Origin of the sequence: Cyclobacterium plantarum (assembly GCF_011290685.1) — a bacterium.
GTDB lineage: Bacteria > Bacteroidota > Bacteroidia > Cytophagales > Cyclobacteriaceae > Cyclobacterium > Cyclobacterium plantarum.
Map to the genome: position 1 here is coordinate 495057 of NZ_JAANYN010000003.1, position 23668 is coordinate 518724.

Annotated in this window: 16 protein-coding genes; 5 read left to right on the forward strand and 11 right to left on the reverse strand. The window is 45.8% G+C overall.

Going from position 1 to position 23668, the window contains the following annotated elements; all coding sequences use genetic code 11:
* The first annotated feature begins 154 nt into the window (after positions 1 to 154).
* The 5 genes from G9Q97_RS09910 to G9Q97_RS09930 all read left to right on the forward strand — a co-directional run bounded on the left by G9Q97_RS09910 (position 155) and on the right by G9Q97_RS09930 (position 9115).
* Positions 155 to 871 carry a glycosyltransferase gene (locus G9Q97_RS09910; RefSeq protein WP_317168745.1) on the forward strand — a complete coding sequence of 239 codons (717 nt, stop codon included), beginning with the start codon at positions 155 to 157 and terminating at the stop codon, positions 869 to 871.
* A 659-nt stretch (positions 872 to 1530) separates the two neighbouring features.
* On the forward strand, positions 1531 to 2547 hold the full coding sequence (locus G9Q97_RS09915) for a DUF4421 domain-containing protein (RefSeq protein WP_166146339.1): 1017 nt from the start codon (positions 1531 to 1533) through the stop codon (positions 2545 to 2547).
* 239 nt (positions 2548 to 2786) lie between these two features.
* A complete protein-coding gene (locus tag G9Q97_RS09920) occupies positions 2787 to 6218 on the forward strand; it encodes a SusC/RagA family TonB-linked outer membrane protein (RefSeq protein ID WP_166146341.1) in 3432 nt (1143 codons plus the stop codon).
* Between the two features lie 31 nt (positions 6219 to 6249).
* On the forward strand, positions 6250 to 7908 hold the full coding sequence (locus tag G9Q97_RS09925) for a SusD/RagB family nutrient-binding outer membrane lipoprotein (protein ID WP_166146343.1): 1659 nt from the start codon (positions 6250 to 6252) through the stop codon (positions 7906 to 7908).
* A gap of 139 nt (positions 7909 to 8047) precedes the next feature.
* Positions 8048 to 9115: a DUF6340 family protein gene (locus G9Q97_RS09930; RefSeq protein ID WP_166146345.1), complete on the forward strand. Its 1068-nt coding sequence runs from the start codon at positions 8048 to 8050 to the stop codon at positions 9113 to 9115.
* Between the two features lie 9 nt (positions 9116 to 9124).
* Here the strand turns inward: G9Q97_RS09930 and G9Q97_RS09935 are convergent, their stop codons facing one another.
* The 11 genes from G9Q97_RS09935 to G9Q97_RS09985 form a co-directional block, all read right to left on the reverse strand.
* Entirely contained in the window at positions 9125 to 9565 is a 441-nt protein-coding gene (locus G9Q97_RS09935; RefSeq protein ID WP_187357719.1) for a DoxX family protein, read from the reverse strand.
* Between the two features lie 12 nt (positions 9566 to 9577).
* The gene (locus G9Q97_RS09940) at positions 9578 to 11626 is read right to left on the reverse strand and encodes a copper-translocating P-type ATPase (protein WP_166146347.1); all 2049 of its coding nucleotides are present in this window, start codon (positions 11624 to 11626) and stop codon (positions 9578 to 9580) included.
* Between the two features lie 51 nt (positions 11627 to 11677).
* Positions 11678 to 13468 carry an efflux RND transporter periplasmic adaptor subunit gene (locus G9Q97_RS09945; protein WP_166146349.1) on the reverse strand — a complete coding sequence of 597 codons (1791 nt, stop codon included), beginning with the start codon at positions 13466 to 13468 and terminating at the stop codon, positions 11678 to 11680.
* On the reverse strand, positions 13465 to 13818 hold the full coding sequence (locus G9Q97_RS09950; RefSeq protein ID WP_166146351.1) for a four helix bundle protein: 354 nt from the start codon (positions 13816 to 13818) through the stop codon (positions 13465 to 13467). The genes G9Q97_RS09945 and G9Q97_RS09950 overlap by 4 nt, the downstream gene beginning before the upstream one ends.
* 130 nt (positions 13819 to 13948) lie before the next feature.
* Positions 13949 to 15349 carry a TolC family protein gene (locus G9Q97_RS09955; protein WP_166146353.1) on the reverse strand — a complete coding sequence of 467 codons (1401 nt, stop codon included), beginning with the start codon at positions 15347 to 15349 and terminating at the stop codon, positions 13949 to 13951.
* Between the two features lie 31 nt (positions 15350 to 15380).
* Positions 15381 to 19205: an efflux RND transporter permease subunit gene (locus G9Q97_RS09960; protein WP_166146355.1), complete on the reverse strand. Its 3825-nt coding sequence runs from the start codon at positions 19203 to 19205 to the stop codon at positions 15381 to 15383.
* A 124-nt stretch (positions 19206 to 19329) separates the two neighbouring features.
* A complete protein-coding gene (locus G9Q97_RS09965; RefSeq protein WP_166146357.1) occupies positions 19330 to 19740 on the reverse strand; it encodes an HYC_CC_PP family protein in 411 nt (136 codons plus the stop codon).
* Positions 19741 to 20490: 750 nt separating this feature from the next.
* Positions 20491 to 21258, reverse strand: a complete 768-nt coding sequence (locus G9Q97_RS09970) for an ABC transporter permease subunit (RefSeq protein ID WP_166146359.1) — start codon at positions 21256 to 21258, stop codon at positions 20491 to 20493.
* Positions 21251 to 21967, reverse strand: a complete 717-nt coding sequence (locus G9Q97_RS09975) for an ABC transporter ATP-binding protein (RefSeq protein WP_166146361.1) — start codon at positions 21965 to 21967, stop codon at positions 21251 to 21253. The genes G9Q97_RS09970 and G9Q97_RS09975 overlap by 8 nt, the downstream gene beginning before the upstream one ends.
* Positions 21960 to 23210, reverse strand: a complete 1251-nt coding sequence (gene nosD, locus G9Q97_RS09980; protein WP_166146363.1) for a nitrous oxide reductase family maturation protein NosD — start codon at positions 23208 to 23210, stop codon at positions 21960 to 21962. Before nosD ends, G9Q97_RS09975 begins: the two co-directional genes overlap by 8 nt.
* A complete protein-coding gene (locus tag G9Q97_RS09985) occupies positions 23207 to 23659 on the reverse strand; it encodes a nitrous oxide reductase accessory protein NosL (protein ID WP_166146365.1) in 453 nt (150 codons plus the stop codon). Before G9Q97_RS09985 ends, nosD begins: the two co-directional genes overlap by 4 nt.
* Positions 23660 to 23668: the final 9 nt, after the last annotated feature.

A 23668-nucleotide genomic window follows, 5' to 3' on the forward strand; every position in this document is an offset into this window, starting at 1 on the left:
GGCCCTGGATCATCCCGGGGCCTTTTTTTAAGATGAAATCGACACGATTAAAATCAACATAAAACACACAGGGCAATGATTATTTTAATCGTCAAAGATTCCAAAGCCTGGCCCGACTAATCGGGGTGGTCATTGAAAATAAAATTATAATCCTATGAAAATGCAGGCAATTGTAGTTACCCCGGTGAAAGATGCCTTGTCCGCCACCCTGGAGACCATCGAGGCCATTCAAAATGCCAAAGGCAACTTTCACTATTGGGTTTTCAATGATTATTCTACTGCTAAAACCAGAATGGCCCTGGAAAAGGCACAAAAAAAAATGGGTTTTCAGTTGGTGCACCTGGAAGAGCTCACCAAAAATCCCTCTCCCAATTACAAAACAGTACTGCAATTGTCGCAAAAAAATGCATTGGAGGCAGGATTGCCTCTGATCATTGTGGAATCTGATGTAAAAGTTCAGAAAGATACTTTGGATAGGCTGATCACTTTTGCGCAATCCAATCCTAAGTCGGGGCTGGTAGGAGCCATTACCCATGACGGGGAGGGAAAGGTTAATTTCCCCTACCTGAAATTTAATAGGTATAAAAACCAGGCTGCGGTGAAGACAGACAGGAGTTTGAGTTTTTGTTGTACCCTCATCAGCAGACCCTTTCTGGAAAAATATGATTTCAGTAACCTGGACAAAAGCAAAGACTGGTACGATACGCATATCAGTTATAAATCCCTGGAAATGGGATTTGAAAACCATGTACTCATGGACCTGCCGGTTTGGCACAGGCCCCACGGCAGCAGACCATGGAAACAATTGAAATACAAAAATCCCATTTTGTACTATTTTAAAAAATGGTTTTCAGGGAAGGATAAAATCTGAAAATCCCCTTTTTGTTTTTGTTTTGGTAAAAAGTCGATAAGTCCGCATGGAAATTTTTTGCTTTTTTCCGGCTTTTGAAAGGATAATTTTTCACTAAAGTTCCGGCTGAATTATAAATATTTACATATAAATATTTCAATAAAAAATTAATTTTAATCTGCTTTTGAATAATGGGTCAGTCTGATCTGATTTGTAGGGAAATAGCCCGCCATAAATTTCGGCTAGATAAATATATTTACAAATTCGACTTTGAAAAAGTGAAATTATTAAAAAAAATACATAAAAAATTTAATTTATTAATGGGTTTTATTTGGATTCCCTCTAAATACCGATTGGGCTTCCGGGGGAAAAGGCTAATTTTTCTTTTCCCGTAAAAGCAGAATCACTTTTTGCAAGGAATCTGGGAATGAGGTCCATTGTGATTATTTCTTTATAATATCGAAAAATACAAAGAATTATTTTTTGTTTTATTGCGACAAAAATGATTACCTTTGTTATGGGTGATTAAGCAACTTTTTGTACTTATCTTTTTCTTATATTTAAAAAGGAGGTTATTTCGAAATGATTTTTACTAACCTCCCTTTTCCTTTGGAACCTCTCCTTATTGCAAGCCCGTTAAGACAATACAGTTCTATGTAAACCATCTTTAACGCACATGCATGAAAATTCTTTTGGCAGTAGTTTCTTTGGCTTTCTTTTCTTCTCTACCTGTTTCTGCTCAATCCGATCCCGATAGCACTGCCTACTACCTGTCCTATCCCGAAAAACTTACAGGCAGGTTTTATTTTTCAAGAAAATACACAGGGATGGGCCTGGAAAAGGGGGAGAAGAAGTTATGGTACATGCCCAATTCCACGCTCAATATGGGTGCTGGTCTGACTTATCAGAACCTGACCTTGAATCTGGCTACCGGATTTGGTTTTTTAAATCCGGATAGGGGCAGGGGAGATTCAAAATACCTGGATCTGCAGGCCCATGCCTACCCTAAAAATCTGGTAATCGATTTTTTTGGGCAGTTTTACAACGGTTATTTTTTAAAACGGCCCCAGAATCAATTTGGCACTGAAGGTCCTTTAGTATTTCCCGATATGAAAATGAGGAAAGTGGGTGCGTCGGTGCAATATTTGTTCAATGGCGATAAATTTTCTTATCGGGCTGCTTTCCTTCAAAATGAATGGCAGCAAAAATCAGCCGGGTCATTTTTGCTTGGATTTGAAGTATATGGCGGCCAGGCCCTAAACCAAAATGGCCTCCTTCCTCCTGATGAACGGGCGGAGCTTTTCGATCAAATCAAATTTTTTGAATTTGGACCTAATTTGGGCTATGCCTATTCCCTTATCATTAAGAAGCATTTTTTCATTACCCTTTCAGCTACATCCAGTTTGTCATTGGGGCGTACCAGTATGCAATTTGAACCTGATGGGCAAAGAAGCAGTTGGGGTATACGGCCCAATTATTTTTTAAGGGGGTTTACGGGATACAATTCCGAAAAGTGGTCTGTTAATGTCAATTATGTCTACAACCAGGTCAATCTTTCGCCGGTAGCCGGATATAAAGTAAATGCAGGTACCGGCAATTACCGGGTCAACTTCATTTATCGTTTTAGTCCCGGTCCTAGGCTTTCCCGCAGGCTGGAATGGATCGATGCCCTAAAGGCCAGTCTGCTTGGAAGGTAGTTTTCGTTGAGAATTTATCTTTTGGACAGTTTAATGGATGTGTTTTTTAAACTTAAAATTCCAAAGAAGCTCACTGTTATTTTTTTTTAACAGTACAGACATATTTTCATAATGCTTGTTCCTATAATAATTTTTGGGTTTTTGTTCAACCTGCAATAAAAAAGTAGGTATAGAGTGGTATGTTTTTGATACTTACAGTATTACAGGTAATTTAGGTTTAAAACTATAAAGGTAAACTTATGGAGCTACATTTTACAACTATTAGATTAAGGCAGGTGTTTGTTTTGCTCCTGCTCATCGTCATGACCGGGAACATGACAGCCATGGCTCAAAGTAGACAGGTTACCGGAAAGGTTACCTCCTCTGAAGATGGCCTGGGTATTCCAGGGGTAAATGTTTTGATTCAGGGAAGCCAGACAGGAACAGCTACCGATATCAATGGAGATTATGCCATTCAGGTACCCGGAGACAATACCGTTTTGGTATTTTCCTATATAGGTTTCCAGGCGGTATCGGAAGAGGTGGGCAACAGATCTGTAATTGACCTTGAAATGAACCCGGACGCTTCTGATTTGGGCGAGGTGGTGGTTACCGCCCTGGGAATTAAACGAGAAGAAATTTCATTGGGGTATTCCATAGAAAGGGTAGCTGGTGAGGAAATGACCCGGGTGGCCCAGGAAAGTTTTCTGAACGCCATGTCGGGAAAGGTGGCAGGAGCTACAATCAGTACTACCGGAGGTACAGGCTCCTCCGTCAGCATGGTAATCAGGGGTGCTACTTCACTGAGTTCGGACAACCAACCTCTGTTTGTAGTGGATGGAGTACCCATTGCCAATACCCTTAACAATGTATCCTCGGTTGGATCAGAAAACAGGGTGGATTACGGAAATGCCATATCGGGATTAAATCCGGATGATATCGCCAATGTTACCATCCTGAAAGGGCCCAGTGCAGCCGCATTATATGGATCCAGGGCTGGTAATGGCGTGGTTTTGATCACCACCAAAACTGGTCAGGTGGACCGGCTTACCGTGAATGTCACCTCGAATACCGTATTCGATGTACCTTTCAAATACCTGAAATGGCACAGCAAGTTTGGCTCGGGTCAATTTTCAGCCATACCGCCAGACATCAGCGGTACCCCACTATCCAACCCCTTTGGCCAATTGGTCCAGGAAAATGTAAATGCTGCTTTTGGAGCTGAACTGGATAAAGGGTATGAAGCAGTACAGTGGAACAGTCCAGTGGATGAAAATGGAAACAGAATTCCAATTCCCCTGGTTTCCTACCCCAATAATGTCCGGAATTTTATGCAGACGGGGATTACCACATCCAATGGTTTTTCCATTTCCAACAGCAACAATTCCATGAATTACAGGATATCCTACTCCAACATGCAGAACAGGGGAATCATCCCCAATTCAGATCTTTTCAGAAACACCCTCAATATCAACTCGACCATGAAAGTCAGTGATGAATTTTCGGTCAGCACGAATATAGATGTGAGCAGGAACAATTCGGACAACCGGCCGGCCGGAGAACGGGGAACAAACCCCTTGCAATGGGCCTATGAAACCTCCCCGCATGTCAATATTCTTGACTTGAAAGATTATTGGCTACCTGGACAGGAAGGGTTGGAGCAGAAAACGGTCGATGCGGACCAACCTACCCGTGTGACCAATAATCCTTATTTTCTCGCCAATGAAGTCAATAATAGCTTTACCAGGGACCGGGTTTTTGGTAATATCAAGGCAGATTGGCAAATCTCCCCTTCTGTAAGTTTCTTTGCCCGGTATGCCCTGGACCTGTATAATGAGACCAGAGAAAGTAAGATTGCAAGAAGCTACAGTGAAGAACCGCAGGGTGCCTACGGAATAACGGAATTGCATGGCATGGAGACCAATGCGGATTTCCTGCTTACTTACAACGAGGACATCAACGATTTTGGGATAACACTTTCCGCTGGCGGAAACATGAGGTACCAAAATGGAAGCAGCCTTTTTGCCGGTACCACTCCGGGAGGTGGATTGATTACCCCGGGGGTTTATACCATTCAAAACATCTCCCCGGACAATATCCAGTATAACAATTCCAGGTTTGAACGGGGAATCAACAGCCTCTATAGCCTGGCCAATTTGGGGTTTAAAGATATGATTTACCTGGATTTGACGGGAAGGGCGGATTGGTCCAGTACCCTGCCAGAAGCCGAACCTTATTTCTATCCTTCAGCTTCTTTGAGTCTTTTGCTCAATAACATGATTGATATGCCCAGGCAGTTCAGCATGGTAAAGTTGAGGGGCGGATATGCTTCCGTGGGAAACGATGCCAATCCCTACCAGCTGATCGCAGCACTTTCCAATGCAGGAAACTGGGGCAATTTACCCAGGCTGTCCCTGCCTGGTACCTTGCTGAACCCTTCTCTGAAACCTGAGATTGCAACCTCCTATGAGGCAGGGTTGGACTTGAATTTGTTGGATAACCGTGTACGTTTTAGCGGGACCTATTATATAATGGAAAACAGGAACCAGATTTTCAGCACTGGACTTCCACCTTCAACCGGCTACACTTCCAAAAATATCAATGCGGGATTATTGCAAAGCAAAGGGATCGAGCTTACGCTTGGAGCTGATCTGGTAAAGAACCAAAACTGGAACCTTACCACCAGCTTCAACCTGACCAGAAACAGGACCAGGATTCTGGAATTGGCAGATGACCTGCCCTACTACACGCTCTGGACAGATGCCAGGGGAGGTGCATGGACCTATGTAGGAGAAGAAATTGGTGATATTTACGATGCACAGGTGGTCACGGTGGAAGATCCGGAGTCTCCTTATTTTGGATTCCCCATATTGAATCAAACCGGAAAATGGCAGGATGTGGATGCGGTAAACAGCAGAAATAAAATTGGTAATTTCAATCCCAAATTTATCATGGGCATGCAAACCTCCTTGTCCTACCGGAATTTTCACCTTAACCTGACTTTTGACTGGAGAAATGGAGGAGACTTTGTTTCCCAAACCTATCGCTTTGGGGAGGAACACGGCAGATCGCAGATCTTTCTGGATAAATTGATCAACCCGGGGGAAATGGAAGGTCAGGAATTAAAGGATTACCTGCTTGCAAATAAGGAATCTATGATTCTCATCAATGGAAACAATTTTCCATTGGTAGGAGGCCCTACACCGGAATACAATGGTTACCCCTTTACTTTCGGCCCTTTTACCCTGCCTTATGGCGGGGTGTTTATTCCGGGAGTATATGCCACGGCTTTTGATGCTGATGGCAATCCCACGGAGTTTGCAGAAAATCTGGGAGAGAATATCGGGCAACCCGGAGGGACCATTACCCTGCCCTATGCCGGAAGTACCGCATGGAGCTTTGCCAGGGCCTTTTTGTACGATGCTTCTTTTGTGAAACTCAGAGAGGTGTCATTCGGATATGATGTACCTATCAGGCTGGCCAATAGGCTGAAGATGCAAAACCTCAATTTCTCTGTTTACAGCAGAAATATCATTTTATGGACAGCCGCCAAGATCAATGTTGACCCTGAAATGGCTTTTCAACCTCAGGGAGGCGTTCAGGCGGGAAGCCAGTTCAAACAGGGGATAGAAAGGTGGAATGTGATGCCCTGGGTGATGCCAATTGGTTTCAAGGTGAATGCCACTTTTTAGGAAATCTTGTGTTACTTAAAACAGACTTGAAATGAAAAGAAATATAAAAATCATCGCCCTGATCAGTACAATAGCTTTTGGTGTTTTCTCCTGTCAGGAGGACCTGATAGACATGAATGTGAATCCCAATGGTGCCAATCCAGAAACGGCAAACCCAAACCTGGTACTTTCCACGGTGTTGACAGAGGCAGGTAAAACCATTGTCAACCTGGGTTATCAGGATATTGCAGGGGTCATGCAGCATACCCAGAAGGATGGTTGGTCCGGTGGACACAACTTGTATGAATGGAACAGGAACAACAGTTGGGCTGGTTACTATGGTATCCTGAGAAACAACCAGTTTGTTAATGAGCGGGCAGTGGAACTGGACCAGGAGTTGCAGCAGGGGGTCACACTGGTGATGAAGTCCATGATGTTTGGGCTGATCACTGATTTGTGGGGGGATGCTCCCTATACCCAGGCCTTAAGGGGTGCTGAGGGCACGCCGGAAGCCACCTTTCCTGCCTTTGATACCCAGGAAAATATATACAGAGGGGTCATCCAGGATTTGGAAACGGCCAATCAGTTGCTTTCAAAACCACTGGCAGAATACAACAGTACGATAGAAGGAGCCGATGTTTACTTCAATGGGGATCCCTCCAAATGGCGAAAAATGGCCAATTCCTTAAAATTGAGGTATTATATGCGTGTGTCGGAAAAGCTTCCTGATTTTGCAAAAGAGGGCATTGAAACCCTATTGGCAAACCCGGAGCAATACCCCATCATCACTGATCCGGAAGACGATGCCACCATGCCTTTTGCTGATAACTCAAGCAGTACCAGCTGGCCCAACAACACCAGGTTTGATGCCAATGAAAGCAACTACCGCCGCATAAAGATGTGTCAAACCCTGGTAGAAGCCATGCGTTCCAAAAATGACCCCAGATTGGGAGTCTGGGCCAACAGGGTACAAATTCCTCTGGTGGTGGACGAAAATTTACCTCCGGGAACTGATAGAATAGAAAACAACCAAAGATTGCTTTCCCCCGATGTATTGGAAGAGCGAAATGTGGACCTGGAGGATATCAGCCAGAATTCCGATTATGTGGGCATTCCACCGGCCATACCGGGGCCACAAGTATATAACCTGAGCCCTGATGCCAACCAGGCGGCCTTCAACCCTCACGTTTCCTGGCTGAATGATATTTACCGGGAACCCAATGGTCCTTTGTTAAGGGCCAGGTTGATATCCGCATCGGAAGTAAACTTTATACTGGCGGAAGCGGCCTTGAAAGGCTGGTCCGTAGGCAATACTGCTGAAAATTACTATCAGGCTGCGATCATGGCTTCATTTGCCACCTGGGGCCTGTCAGATCAGGCTGCAGCATATTTGCAGGAAGAAGAAGTCCGGTTTGAGGGTAGCCTGGAACAACTAATGGAACAAAAGTGGATCGCCTCCTGGACGGCGGCAGCTGAATCCTGGTTTGACTACAGAAGGACCGGTTTCCCACAGCTTCAGGCGGGACCATTTGCCATTCGGGCGGCGCTTCCCGTTCGCTTTTACTACATGATCGACGAGAGAAACCTGAACCCCGAAGAAACAGAAGCGGCCATGGCCAGGCTGGAAACTACCAATTTTTCCGAGGTAGATGGTGAAAATAGTGCCTGGTCCAAACCCTGGGTCATACAAGGGACAGGGAAGCCCTGGTAAAGCAAAACTGATATAGAATGCCAGATGCGATCCAGGGTATCTGGCATTTTTCTTCAGGGGCTGTTTGACTTTTCAGGGAGCATTGATTTTGATTTGAAAACATTTCACTAAATTGTAGCGGTTTTTATTTCGCTTGTATATGCATGTACGTAAGTTATTGACTGTTATCATATTATCAGGGTTTTTCAGTTTACTTTTTTCCTGTACAAAAAATGTATCCCTCACCCGATTGGTACCTGCTGAGATCAATGTGCCCAATCATGTGCAACGGCTCCTGATTGTGGACAGAACACAACCGGAAAGCCAGGGAGTAGCCATTATCGAGGGGATTTTAACCGGAGAAGCTCCTTTCGAGGTAAAGAACGCCATAGATGCTACCTTGGCCACCATACAGCAGGAACTCAACACCTCTCCCAGGTATGAGGTGATCCGGGCCAGGGAGCGTTTGAAGGGCGGACTTTTTGCACAGACCTTCCCGCAGCCCCTGAGTTGGGAGCAAATAGAAACCCTTTGCCGAAACTATGAGGCAGATGGGGTTTTGACTTTGGAAAAATTCAGTTCGGATTTTGTGGTGACCGAAAAAAAGGTGACTATCAAAAAGGAAGTGGGAAGTGGCAATGATGCCAGAACAATAGAGGTGCCCGGCATCCAGGCTGAAGGAGTAGCTTCTGTGCAGGTTGGGTTCAGGCTCTATGATCCCCAGAACAGAAATATCGTGGATCAGGGTGACTTTGGAAAGACCAACCTCTGGTCGGCTGAAGCAGAGACCAAAACCCAGGCCCTGGCTTTGTTGATTGATAAAGTACAAGCCACCAGGTACGTGGGGCAGCTGGCTGGAGCGGCCTATGCCAGAAGGGTGGCACCGATGTATTTGAACATCAACCGTTCCTTCTATGCCAAATCCAAGAAAAACCCAGCCCTGGGCGTAGGCGCAAGATATGCTGAAGTCAATGAATGGGAAAATGCCATCCAAGCCTGGGAGGAAGGATTGTCCCTGCCATCCGATGCCAAAACTTCCGGGAAACTGTGTTACAATGTGGCTTTGGGCCATGAGGTCCTGGGAGATCTGCTCAGTGCCAAAGATTGGGCAGGAAAAGCCTATACCCTTTATGGATTTAAAGGAGGGCGAACCTATGCCAGGGAACTCGACCAGAGGATGCTGGAAGAGGAAATGGTCCGGCAGCAACTGGCACCTGCCGTTGAATGACACCTTAGTTCAATACCTTTTTTTAGGAAAAAGTAAATGGTCCAAGGCCCATTTGCCACTTCCCCTTATGATCAGAAAAATGCTGCCCAGCAACATGGCCCAATCCGTACGGCTGCCATGCATCATGGCCCAAAAGCCCTCATCCGCTAAAACCTGGGTTTTCGTGGTTGAAATGGCGACGAGCATGATGATCAATGTGGGGATGGCTGCCAATCTGGTAAGCAGGCCCAGAAGGATCAAAAGCCCGCAAAATACTTCAAACCCACCCACAAAATAGCCCAGAAATTCCGGTTCGGGAAGTCCGATTTTTGCAAACCTCCCAGCACCCCGAATTGCTGGAAAAAGGAACTTTTGGATGCCTTCCGAGAGGAATACCATACCTACCATCAATCGGATAAGGAAAGTAGATTTTTCATGGGTGGGTGACAGTAATTTTTGTTTCCAGTTCATTATAAAGGGTTTCTATTTCATGCTTCTTTTAAGAAGCTGGGCATTTGCAGCCACAATGACGGTACTCAGGCTCATAAAAACAGCTCCTATTGCAGGGCTAATGATCAATCCCGGAATAAAACCGGTGGCCAGGGGCAGGGCAATGGCATTGTATCCGGTAGCCCATATCAGGTTCTGGATCATCTTTTGGTAAGTAGCTCTGCCGAAAAGAACCAGTTTGGCGATGTCTTTGGGGTTGCTGTTGACCAGGATGATGTCGGCCGTTTCTGCTGCCACATCGGTTCCGGAACCCACCGCTATCCCTACATCGGCCTGGGCCAGTGCCGGGGCATCATTGACCCCGTCCCCGGTCATGGCCACAAAGTAGCCATCCTTTTGCAATTTTTTTACAATGTCCACCTTTGCATCCGGCAACACCCCACTGTAGTAACCGTCCAGTTCCAATGCTTCACTGACTGCTTTGGCGGTTTTTTCATTGTCCCCGGTAGCCATAAACATTTTCATCCCCTTTTCCCTAAGGGTTTTGATGGCTGCATAGCTGTCTTCCCTGATTTTGTCCGAAAGGGCCACGAATCCGACAAGGTCTTCTCCCCTGAGCACAAATACAATGGTTTCGGCCTCATTCCCCTGGCTTTTTTCTGGAATAGAAATGTTGTTTTCCTCCAGATATCCCGGGCTCACCACTTTCCACAATTCACCATCAATTTTACCTTGTATTCCTTTTCCCGTAAGGGCTTCAAAGGCTTTGACAGTAAGGAGACCAAGTTCCTTTTCTTTGGCTTTTTTTACAATGCCCATGGCTATGGGATGTTCGGACTCCTGTTCCAGGGAGGCCGTGTGAGCAAGCAGCTCTTTTTTATCCAAATCATCAGATAAACTTTCATACCGGGAAACACCGAAGTTGCCCTCAGTCAGGGTTCCGGTTTTGTCAAAAACCATGGCCGTAATTTTTCTTGCATTTTCAAAGGCGGTCCGGTTTCGGATCAACAAGCCTTTTCCTGCGGAAACTGAGGTGGATATGGCTACAACCAATGGTATGGCAAGCCCCAGGGCATGGGGACAGGAAATTACCATTACAGTCACCATCCGCTCCAGGGCAAAATCCCAGGGTTTGCCTAAACTGATCCATACCAGCAGGGTGATGGTTCCGGCACCCAAAGCGATAAACGTCAGCCAGCGAGCAGCCAAATTGGCCAGGTTTTGGGTTTTGGATTTTGCTTCCTGGGCTTCTTTCACCAGGCCAATTACCTTGTTAAGGTAACTTTCTTCACCTGTCTTTTCAACTTTCACTTTAAGGGAATGGTTGCCATTGACCGCACCACCGATGACCTCATCCCCTTTGGCTTTGCTCACCGGCTTGCTTTCACCTGAAATCATACTTTCATCCAGGTGACTTTCCCCTTCCACTATAATACCATCTGCAGGGATTTTTTCACTCGCTTTTACCAGGATCACATCCCCTTTTTTCAATGCTGAAACCTTTACTTCTTTCACCTGCTCTCCTTCCAGCAGGTGCGCTTCCGCAGGCATCATTTTTACCAGCAGTTCCAGGGACCTGGAGGCACCCATTACGGATTTCATTTCGATCCAATGCCCCAGTAGCATGACCACAATCAGCGTGGCCAGCTCCCAGAAAAAGTCCATTCCTTCCAATCCAAAGACTACGGCAGAACTGTAGGCATAAGCCACGGTAATGGCCACGGCGATCAGGGTCATCATCCCCGGATTTTTTTCCTTGAGTTCATCTGCCAGACCTTTGAGAAAGGGCCACCCTCCATAAAAAAACAAGATGGAAGCAAGGCCAAATAAAAGGTACTTATCCCCATTAAATGTCAGTTCAAATCCAAACCACTGCTGGATCATTTCAGAAAGGGCCAGGATGGGAACGGTTAATACCAGGGAGACCCAAAACCGCTTTTTAAAATCCTGTATCATCACCGCATGGTGATCATGGTGGGAATGATTTTCATGACCGGAACCATGGTTCTTGTGCTGAGAATGTTTGTCATGACCTGATTCATGCTGATCATGGAGTTGTTTATGTTCTTCTTTTTCTTTCATGATTTCTCTGGGTTTTTATACGTATTGATATGGGGAAACCGGTGGGCGCTTTTAGTGATTATGCCCCGCCATATCCCGGGAGCCGGAATCGCTTTTATCTTGCATTACCGCCTCTCCTTTTTGATAGGTCTCCCTTACTTCTCCACAGCGGAGCATGCTTTCTCCAAAATAGGGATTGAATATTTCCTCCTTTTCACTCAACCAATAAGCACCTTCATCACCAAAGGCCATGGGGCAATACTGTCGGTAGACTTTGTCCTTTTCAAGGCCAAAGGATTCCGTGATTTCCAGCATGCTTTCCGATAGCCACATGAATTGCTTTCTGACCGATTCAATGTTTTCCGCTTCCTGCATGCCCTGAAGGGCTTCTTCTATTTCTTTTTTCAATTCCATCCATTGGTCGTGTGCGGCTCCTTCCACCAGGGACATGTCCACCTTATTCAATGCAGCTGTTACCTGTTTGCCGGCCTCCCGCGCTCCTGGGGCGTCATCCGCAACCAATTCATTTTTCAGGTCAAAATAGGCCTCTGCTAATGCTGTCAATTGTTTGCGAAAGTCCTGGGAAACCTCCATGGTTTTGGATTCAGGACGTGACATCATGCTGTAATTTCCGGCGAGCTGGGCAGCTGCATCTATGGCAAATACCCCGTTGGTTACAATTTCTTCACCTGCCTTCAGACCTTCTAGCACCGGGTACACGTCTCCTACACGGGAACCAACGGTTACTTCCCGCATTTCATAGGCAGGGTATTCCGCATTTGGAACCTTGACATATACTACCGACCGCCTGCCAGACCAGAGCAGGGCGGTCCTTGGGATAGGGACACTGGCCTGATCCCCCTGCCCGCTTGTTGTAATTTTTGCATTGACAAACATTTCCGGCCTGAGCAGGCCCTTTGCATTATTGGCTACTGCCCGGATTTTAACGGTCCTGGTTTGGGGATCGAGGATAGGGTCTATGTAGGCTACTTTTGCTTCAAATACCTCGCCGGGAATCCCTGCAACGGTGAAGGAGAGGGCATTCCCTTTGCTGATAGCGGATAAATCCGTTTCGTAGGCATCCAGCATGATCCAGACACTGCTCAGGTCCACGACTTCAAAAAGTACGGAGCCAGTACCTATATAGTCTCCCACAGCAACATTCCTTTGGCTGACAATGCCGGTCTGTTCGGCCAGTACTTCGAAATGCTCCAATATTTCTTCCTGATTTTCAATATTCCTGATTTGTTCATTCGTTAATTTCCACAGCCTTAACTTTTCTTTGGCAGCAGCATATATTTCCGGGAAATCAGCCTTACTGGCAGCGGCTTCCTTGAGTTCCCGCTGGGCATTGACCAGTTCCGGTGAATAAACAGTGGCGAGTTTTTCTCCCCGACTGATCGCCTGCCCGGTAAAATTGATGAATAATTTTTCTATTCTTCCCGGGAATTTGGCCGTGATGGAGGAGATATTGCCTTCATCGGGCTTCACTTTTCCGCTGAGCAGCAATTCACCTTTGGAAAACCCTTCTTTTACCCTGGACGTGGCGATATTGGCCAGGGCCACAGCATTGTTGCTCATTTCGAAAACCATCGGATCATTGGATGAACCGGCACTTTTGGATGCTGCAGGAATCAGGTCCATGCCACAAATGGGGCACTGCCCCGGTTCGGGTTGCCTTACCTGTGGGTGCATGGAGCAGGTCCAGGTTTCGCTGTGCTGATGGTCTGATGATTCGACGGTTTGATGGTCTGATGATCCAATGGTTTCATGGTTTGATGGTTTGATGATCCAACCTAAGAATCCACCGATTAATAATGTGCCTATCAGAATGGTCAAATTTGACCGATTGATCCTATTCATGATTTCATATTTTTGATGTTGGAGGCAATGATCTTGGAAAGGATTTTTTTCAGAGATAATACTTCTGGTAATAGTGATTCAGGATCAGGATAACTTTTACTTCTCAGGCATAACATTAACCAATATTCAGTCTCATCTGCTTCTTTCATGGCAATAATGCATTTTGCAACAAAATCTTTGCGGCTGTGTGCATTTTGTGCTTCCCTGATGTTGGAACCTATGGAAGTACCGCTTTTTAATAATTGCCGGGCAATAACATACTTTCTTTTTTCTTCAAGAATCTCTGTATACTCTATGATTTTCAATGCAAAATCAAAACTTAGCTCTAAAATTTCATTTCGTTTTTCCATGATTACTTTCTTTTAATTAATAATAAATTTTGAATTATTATATTATCTAATCTAATCATTACGCCATTAAAACATTACATTACCAAATCACCAAATCACCACATCATCATATCATCAAATAATCAGATCATCAAATCCCCGCCAGGTTTTCGAGTTGGGCCAGGCTATTGTTTTTGTCCACAATCGCCATGATGCGCTTCAGCTGGTAGTCCAGCAACTGCTGTTGTACTTTCAGCAGGTCCTCAAAGGCTTTTCCATCACTGGCATAGGCGGTCATGAGTAAATCCAGGGTCTGTTGCGCCAGTTTGGTTTGTTTCTGGTACAGATCTACCCTCCGATTGGCATCATCCCAATCCCTGAGTGCATTGCGCCACTGGGTAGAAAGTTGATTGACTGTATTTTCCATTCGCTGTAAGCTGGCTTGCTGATTGAGTGCAGCTGCTTTTTCCATGGATTTGAATTTTTTCCTGTAAATGGGCAGGGTGATTTTAAACATGGGCATGACCATGTTGTTGCCGCCCATGTTCATGCCGTTTTCTGTTCTCGGACTAAAAGCCATATAGTTGACCCCCGCTCCCATCATGGGTCTGCCTTCCAGCTCTGCCATCTTTTTCTGGGAGGCATAGGCTGCACCCTCAGCATCCAGCATTCTCAGACGAGGGTTGAATGTTTTGATGCTGTCCAGCAATTCCAGTCGGTTCATGGGTAAGGGTTCATCAGGTAGCTTGTCGGGGATGGCCAGGGTCTCCTCAGGATTCCGGTTCAAAAGCGCATTAAATTCAGCAACCAAAGCTTCCTGCGTATCTTCTAAAAGGGAGATGGTATTTTCCAATTCATTCATTTCCATCCGGATCCGCAATACATCCTCCATTCCCTGATTGGACGAGGCGTTTGACCGATTCATCTCCCTGTTGCTGCTTTGGTACCTGACCAATGCCAATCTTTCGTATTTTTCCAGGATATTGAGGTGCGCCTTGCTGATTTTTATTTCTTCATTTAAGCGAGAGAGTTCGTACCAGGCCACTTTTACCTGGAATAGCAGCTCATTTTTTACCATTCTGAAAGCTTCATACCTGGCCCGGGCCATTTTACTGGCTTCATCTTTTCGGATGCCCAGGCTGCCAAACCAGGGAAACATTTGCATGAGTTGCAGATCGGCATGTTGGTTTCCCATAAAACGTTCCATTGGTCGTACAAAAAGACCCAGGCTCAATTCAGGATCAGGTAAAGTACCAGCTTGCGGAATCCGCTCCAGAGCCGCCAGGTAATCACTGAAATAGGCCTGAATTTCGGGATTGTTTTCAGTGGCAGTCAGAAGATGGTCATCCAGCGTCTGGGCCTGGATAATAGAGGTTGGAAATTGGAGGATAGAAAGCACAACCAATAACATCCAACTAAGCAAGTGGACCCGGGAAGCCATACCCCTCCAATAGCTAACTTCCAACTTCCAACTTCCGACTTCCCGTATCCAAATTTTGCCTTCCGCCCTACGACTTCCAGCTTCCGACTTTTCTAAATATTGCTTTTCCATTCTTTATGCAAGTTTGTGATCATCTTTCCAATTAAGCATCCAGATATACCTCAGCATCACGTTTCACTTTACGCTCCGCCCACCAGCTATACATTACCGGTACCAGAAAAAGGGTGACCAGGGCGATGACCATTCCTCCAAAAGCCGGTATGGCCATGGGGATCATGATGTCGGAACCCCTTCCGGATGAAGTCAGTATGGGCAAGAGGGCTAAAATGGTGGTGGAAGTGGTCATCAGGCAGGGTAGTATTCTTTTTTGCCCTGCTGCCAATACGGCATTTCTTACTTCTTTCCTGTTTTTAGGGCGGTTCTTTTCAAAACTCTGGCCCAGGTAGGTGGCCATCACCACCCCGTCATCCGTGGCAATACCAAACAAGGCAATAAAGCCCACCCAAACGGCCACGCTCAGGTTATAGGTTTTCATCTGGAATAAATTCCGCATTTCGGTACCCATCACAGAGAAATCCATAAACCAGCTTTGACCATACAACCAGAGCATCAGAAAGCCCCCGGCAAAGGCCATGGCAATACCCAGGAAAACAAAAAGAGTAGTCGAGGCCGATCGGAACTGGAAGTACAGGATGAGAAATATGACAATCAGGGAGAGAGGTACCACTACGGCCAGCCTTTTTTCTGCCCTTACCTGATTTTCATAATTCCCTGAAAATTCGTAGCGTATACCGGAAGGAACGGTCAGCTCTCCGGATTCGATTTTTTCTTTCAGGTAGCGTTGGGCATCTTCTACCACGGTTACTTCGGCAAAGCCCGGCATTTTATCCAGGAGTACATAGCCTACCAGAAAGCTGTCTTCAGACTTGATCATGTCCGGGCCGGGCCGGTAGGTAATGGCTGCCAATTGGCCCAGGGGAATAAACTCTCCACCCGGCATTGGGACCAACATGTTTTCTATACTGGCAGGGTCATCCCGGTATTCCCTGGCATAGCGCACGCGGATGGGAAAGCGTTCCCTTCCTTCCACCGTGGTACTGACGGACATGCCTCCGATAGCTGTTTCCACAAAATCCTGCACATCCCGGATGTTCAAACCATAGCGGCTTATTTTATCCCTGTCGATGTCTATTTCCAAATAGGGCTTGCCTACGATGCGGTCCGCAAATACCGCCTGCTCCTTGACGGAGGGGACCTCTTTCAGGTATTTTTCCAATTCAAAGCCAAAGGCTTCAATGGATTTCAGGTCCGGACCAAACACCTTGATGCCCATGGGCGCCCGCATACCGGTTTGCAACATGACCAAACGGGTTTCTATGGGTTGTAACTTTGGCGAGGAGGTCACTCCCGGCAGGTTGACCAGTCCGATGATTTCATTCCAGATGTCATCCGGACTTTTGATATGCTCCCGCCACTGCCGGAAATAATTCCCTCCGGGATCCGGGACCAATTGTTCCCTGCTGATTTTCTCAGGCTCATTGGATGCCGGATCATAGCTTTCTCCGTTTGCCAGCAGGAAATGCCCATCCTCATTGACTTTAAACCTGAGCTTGTTCCCATCCATATCCGATGCATATTCACTTTTGTAATGAATGGTGTTTTCAAACATGGACATGGGTGCAGGGTCAATGGCCGTTTCAGCCCTTCCTGCTTTGCCCACCACCAGGTCTACCTCCGGGATGGCATACACCAGCATGTCCAGTTTTTGCAGGATTTCCCTGTTGGCTTCCACTCCCGAATGAGGCATGGAGGTAGGCATCAAAAGAAAGGAACCTTCGTCCAGAGAGGGCATGAACTCCTCACCCAAGCCAGGAAAGGTTTGGGAGAGGGCAGTCCAGGCGCCATTGTTTTTTAAATCCCATCCCACTTTTTCGGTAGCCTGGGGAACAAAGGAAAAAACCCGCGCGAAGCCTAACCAAATGTTAAGTCCGAGGAGGATGATCACAGCCGGAATTATTAAAAACACCCCTTTGTGATCAAGGGTCCAAAGCAACATTTTGGAATAATTCCTGTAGAAAGCAATAAAAATCCCCAGGACCATGCCTATGATCACCACAATGAAAAGAAAATTGACCAGCAGGCTGTTGGCAACACCCAAAGGCACCCATTCCATGGCCAGCAACCAGGCCACAGCTACAACCGTAAAGCCTACTTTCATGCGGTTGCGGTTTGGTTCCATCCTTTCGGGAAAATATTGCAGGGAGAGGTTGATCAGGCCAAAACCTATGAGTATAATGCCGGCCCAGGTCCAGACAGTTAGGGAAATGATTATTCCTGATACCAACAGGATGTAATTCCAGATCAAGCCTGTTCGCTTAGTACTTTTCCTGATGGAAAATATCCAATGGGAAAAGGTAGGCATGATGATCAGGGTAAATATGACCGCTGCTATCAGGGCAAAGGTTTTGGTATAAGCCAGTGGGCCAAAGAGTTTGCCCTCGGCAGCCTGAAGGGTGAATACAGGCAGAAAGCTGATAATGGTGGTGCTGACAGCTGTCAAAATAGCAGAAGCTACTTCCGTAGTGGCTTCAAAGATGATTTTGATCCTGGGTTTGTCGGCTGGCGCCTCTTCCAGATGGCGGAGGATATTTTCATTCAGGATAATCCCCAAATCCACCATGGTGCCAATGGCAATGGCAATGCCCGAAAGGGCCACGATATTGGCATCTACCCCAAAGTACTTCATAAAAATAAAGCACATCAGTACTGCCAGCGGCAAAAGGGAGGAAATCAATAATGAAGCACGTAAATTAAACACCATTACCATGATCACGATGATGGTGATCAATACCTGAAGGCTGATGGCCTGGTAGAGGGTGCCCAGGGTTTCATAGATTAGGCCTGTTCTATCATAGAAGGGAACAATACTCACTTTGGAGACCCTGCCGTCTTCCAGGGTTTTGCTGGGTAAGCCTCCTGATAGTTGTTCAATTTCTTCCTTTACGGCATCAATGACGGCCAGTGGATTTTCTCCATAGCGGGCAATGACCACTCCGCCAACGGCTTCAGCACCTGCCTTGTCCAGGATGCCTCCCATATTCCTGGGTTGTGGACCTATATTTACCCTGGCTACATCTTTGACCAAAAGGGGTACATTGTCGGTTACCTTTACTACGGCACGGTCCAGGTCATTGAGTTCTTCCACATAACCAAGTCCCCTGACAAAGTAATCTACCTTGTTGATCTCAATGGTATTGGCCCCCACATCTATATTGCTGTTTCTGATGGCTTCCACCACATTCATCAGGCTGACCCCGTGGGCTTTTAAGGCAACAGGATCCACGTCGATTTGGTATTCCTGGATATATCCACCTACAGAAGCCACTTCTGCAACGCCAGGTACACTGCTTAAGGCATAGCGTACATAATAATCCTGGATGGAGCGCAATTCATGCAGGTCCCATCCTCCGGCAGGCTCACCATCCTGGTCCCTTCCCTCCAGCGTGTACCAAAATACCTGTCCCAAAGCAGTGGCATCCGGCCCAAGCCTTGGCTGAACATCATCAGGAAGCAATCCTGCGGGTAGGGAGCTGAGTTTTTCCAAAACCCTGGATCGGCTCCAGTAAAATTCCACGTCCTCATCAAAAATGATGTAGATGCTGGAAAAACCAAAAGCCGAGCTACTTCGGACACTGTTTACACCCGGCAGCCCCAAAAGAGCAGAAGTGAGGGGATAGGTAATCTGGTCTTCCACATCCTGTGGTGACCTTCCCATCCATTCGGTAAAAACAATTTGCTGGTTTTCACCAATATCGGGTATAGCATCCACCGGTACCGGATCCCGGGGGATAAAATCCAGTTCCCAATTAAATGGGGCAGTAGCGATACCCCAGGTGACAATGAGCAACAATAGCAGTACAGTGACCAGCTTGTTCTCTAAAAAGAATTTGATGATTCGATTGAGCATTTTTCAATAATTTGATGATGGAAAGCAAATACCGGGGCAAGCCCTGTGTGGATAGGGCATAGGCATTGACCTGCAGACAGCTTAGCATGGATCTACCATGGTGTCTACCGAAAGCATCAAATTATTATATCAAAAAGGATTGAATGAGCACAGGTATATCCTGTCGGATCAGGGGAGGCGCATAGTGTTGATGGGGTACTACATCCGGCTGAAAAGTATTGACAGTGAAATAGGCTACAAGCAGGTAAAGCACTGCAGACATCTCCGGCTGGGGCTGCTTAAAAATGGATGCTTTGGTCAGCTCATCCTGACCCTGAACGACAAGTTGTTCATTTTCACAGCAATCTTCCTTGCTGCTTTCATTTGTATCATCATGGCAGGATTTGGCGTGCATCTTGCAGGCTTCCACTTCCTTGAATAGGGACACTTTCTCAATTTCACCCATGCACAAGTGCCTGTTCAAGGTAAAGCTCATCGAGCTGAGCAGTACGATCAGGGAAAGAAAAAGCGTCGCTATTTTTTTAAAGGCCTTCATGCTGTAATTAAACGCATTACAAAGTTACAATATTTTTCTGATTATTGACCAAAAGCAGGTTTTATGGTGGAAAGCCCTTTAAGGCTGCGTGTACAAAAGTAAATAATTCACTTTCAAAGGTTTTATATAATTTTTATCAATATTTATAACTTGAGATGGTTTGCGCTAGCAGGGGTTTACTCGTTTACTTCATAACAGACTTTTTTGACTCGTATCAGGTGAGTTTGAAAAACACAAATTATCTATTTGTTTAAGAAACCAGGATTGCAAATCCTTTTCATCGGGAGTTCGACATTGCAAATGTCGAACAGCCATGCTCCTCGGAATTTGTAATTCCGTGGTTCAGATAAGGGGGATTTGTAATCCCTAAAACTGTCCGACACCCTCTCTGGGTTTGCAACTACATCCCTTTTATCCGATGAGTAACGTAGACGAGGCATTTGTAATGCCGGAAACCAAAGACCAACCATAAAGAAAATCGATCTTTCAAACGCTCCCGTTATGCCATTACAAATGGCTTTTTGGCGGATCTTACTTGTTTATGATTCCGAAAATAACGAGGTGAAATGGCATACTTCACCCAGCACTGATCTTTTTATGGCAAAAAAAACTATTTTTAAAGGGGGATTTTGTATTTCTGAGGTTGACAGGAGCGTTTCTGGTTTGTATTTTCCTATGGGCAGGTTGTTTTAAAAGGTTAACACAAATCCTCAGTACCATTGATTTTTCAGGGAGAGGAAGTATTCCATTTTATAAGTCCTTGTCTCGAAACATCCGAAAGGAAAAAGCTACCGGAATGAAAGCCCAGGCCAGCATGATGAGCAGGCTAGCGATAAGTCCCCACCATTCGCTGAAAAACTGCTGGAATATTGCCCCACTGTAACCCATCAGTGCAGCGGCTTCGGTCTGCATGAGCACCATGATTCTGCCCAGGTCCACAGGATTGAGAAAAGTAATGTAAAGCACCACTTTTTCAATGGGGTAATCACTAAAATTGTACATCATCAAAAGTACCAAGCCATCGAAAATCAGTACAAAATAGACCCAAAGGAACAAGGCAAAACCCATTCCTCTGGCCTTGTCCCTCACCCATACGGCTACAAGAAGGGCAAGGCCAATGAAAATTCCGCTCAGCAACAGGGCAACGCCCGATAGTACCAGGGATACCCAGTGAGGATGCATCAGCCATAAAGGCAATCCCAAACCTGCCACTATGGCCAGGCCGAGGGAAACCAACAGGCCCAAATAAAAGCTTCCTATGATACTGCCTCGCTTTAGCGGTTGTGCCATCAGAAGGACCATGAATTCATACATATTGTAATAATAAATGGTAGAAAAAATCACCGTGATCATGGGCACCAGCATCAGTGTAAGGTTTAATACGCCCAGAATGGCTTTATCTCCCTGTCCCTGCAGTAAAAAAAAGCCAATGGTGGCCAGTAGCAGAAAAAACGCATAAAGCAAAATGATCCAGTTTTTGATCAGGTCTGAAATAATAAATTTCGCAATTTTAAACATGGTTTTTTTCCTGTTTTAATACCTGGGCAATGATCCGGTTCAACCGGTTTTCTGCCGTCTCGGCCCTGAGTTGTTCCAAAGGCTTAAAGAATTTTACTTCTCCTTCCATCAGATAGCAGACATGGGTAATGATGTCGTCCAGGTCATTCAAAATATGTGAACTGATCAATATCAGGCGGTCGTTTCCCAGGGATTTCTGTAGCTTCTCTTTAAGGATTTCATTGGCAATGGGGTCCAGGCCCGCCGTGGGCTCATCCAATACCAATACCTTAGGGTCAAAAAGGAAAGCCAGGGCGGCACTCACTTTTTGTTTCATGCCCCCGGACAGAATTTCCAATCGTTTGGATCCCATTTGTTCTATTTCGAAAGCATGATAAAGGTCCAGGTCTCTCTGCTTTTCATCCTTCCGCAACTTCTTCATCATGTGGAAGAGCTGGCTGACGGTCATGTTGGCAGGAAAACGGCTCATTTGTGGCATGTATCCTATATGCCGCCGGTATTGGCTTTGACCGGTTATTGGCTTGCCATCAAAGGTGACTTCTCCCTTTTGAGGTAAAACCATTCCCAGGATGATCTTGATCAGGGTGGATTTACCAGAGCCGTTTGGGCCGATTAAGCCAATGGCCTGGTTTTGTCCATAGTCCAGGAAAATGTCTTTCAGGACTGGGATCCTGCCAAAGGATTTGTAAATATGGTCTAGTTTAATCATAGGTATATGGCTTTATTCGGGGACGCTCATCAGACAGGTGCTCGGGAATGATTTCAGGAAACATCCGTTCGGCCATGTCCAATGCATCGACCAGAAAACTGTGCAGGAGCATGTTGGCAGCCGGGATTTTGTCCGTGATCAGGGCAAAGAGGTTGACCGGTCGATGGGGAAAATCACCTATTCCGTCCTTATTCAAGTCATAACCCTTGTATTGTGCCCAGTAGTTTCCTTCAAAATGATTCAAGTTGGATCGTGAATTGGTCAGCACCTCAAAAGTGTTTCCGATGAAATTATTGGACAGGATTTCATTGTCAATACAGTTTCCCTTGATGTCCATGGCTTTCCCATTATTGATGAAATCATTTTTTTCAATTTTTATCCTATTGGCTCCTTCGGCGTATACGCCTATTGTATTGCGAATAAAGGTGTTTTGGACCATGAGGCCATCGCTGATTTCCTTAAGCAAAATGCCATAGGAAGAACCACCCCAATTCTCTTCAAAGGTGTTTTTTATCATTCTGATCTGCTTGCTGAACATCACAGCCACGCCTGCTCCATTTCTCCGGAAGATGTTTTTTTCATAAGTATCGTAATTGGAGAACATAAAATGCAGACCATAGCGCATATTGTCCTGGCTGGTGTTGCCCCGGATCAGGCTTTGATCGACAAACTCAAAATAAATCCCGTCCCGGTGTTGGCTCAGGTGATTGTTGATTACTTCCATTTGGCTACCTTTCCAGATATGGATGGCATTGCCTGCATTCATTTCATCATAGGCTTCTCCCCGAATGGTATTATTCAGTACCCTGCAGCGGGAGGCATTTTGCAGGTAAATTCCAAAAAAGGTGTTGAGTAGCAAATTGTTGTCGATGATGACATTCCTTGCTTCAACCACCCTTATGGCTGCCCTGTCCTTCAAATGGCTTACACCTATGTTCTGAAGGGTCAATCCCTGAATCAGAACCTGATCCGCCTTTACAATGAAGATTTCATCGCCCCCCTGGCTATCGATCACCGGCTTATTTACCCCTATGATTGCCATGGGTTTGTTGATTTCCATTTGGTTTTCCAGGTAAGTGCCTTCGTGTACGAAAATGGTGTCCCCTTTACCTGCCAGGGCAATGGCCTCCTTAATGGTATCCAACTGCGTTCCTTTTCTTACATGCAAGGAACCTGCTTCAAGGCCGAAGTGAAGCACTGAAACCAATGGTACCAGAAAAAGGAAGTATAAGCGTATTCTCATTTTCCCGGATTGAATGAGGAAAGTTGATTTTGCAGCGTTTTCCAGGTCAGGGATTCAATGGTGCCGGAGGGCTTATCCCCAAACCCTGCCAGATGGGCTCCCATAGGGCTTTGGTATTGCTCCGAAATGATAAAATTGAGCTGTTGAACGGCAATCAATTTGCCTGGCTCATCATAGGCAATGCCTAAAATGTGGGCAAAATCATGTTCCTCATTTTCTTTCTTGTAAGGTATTAGGCATTCCATGGCATCAAATTTATATACTTTTCCCTTGGTGGTTACCAGTTCTCCTCCGAACCTGGGGTCTGATATGGTCATTTTGCAATAGCTGCATTGGTCCTTTCCAAATGCAATGGGTTCAGGATCTGTGCTGCAAGCCGAGAGTAAAACCGGTATTAGCAGCAGGATAAAGGCCATGTGGATATCTACGATTGAATTGGTATGCATCATTTACCGGAC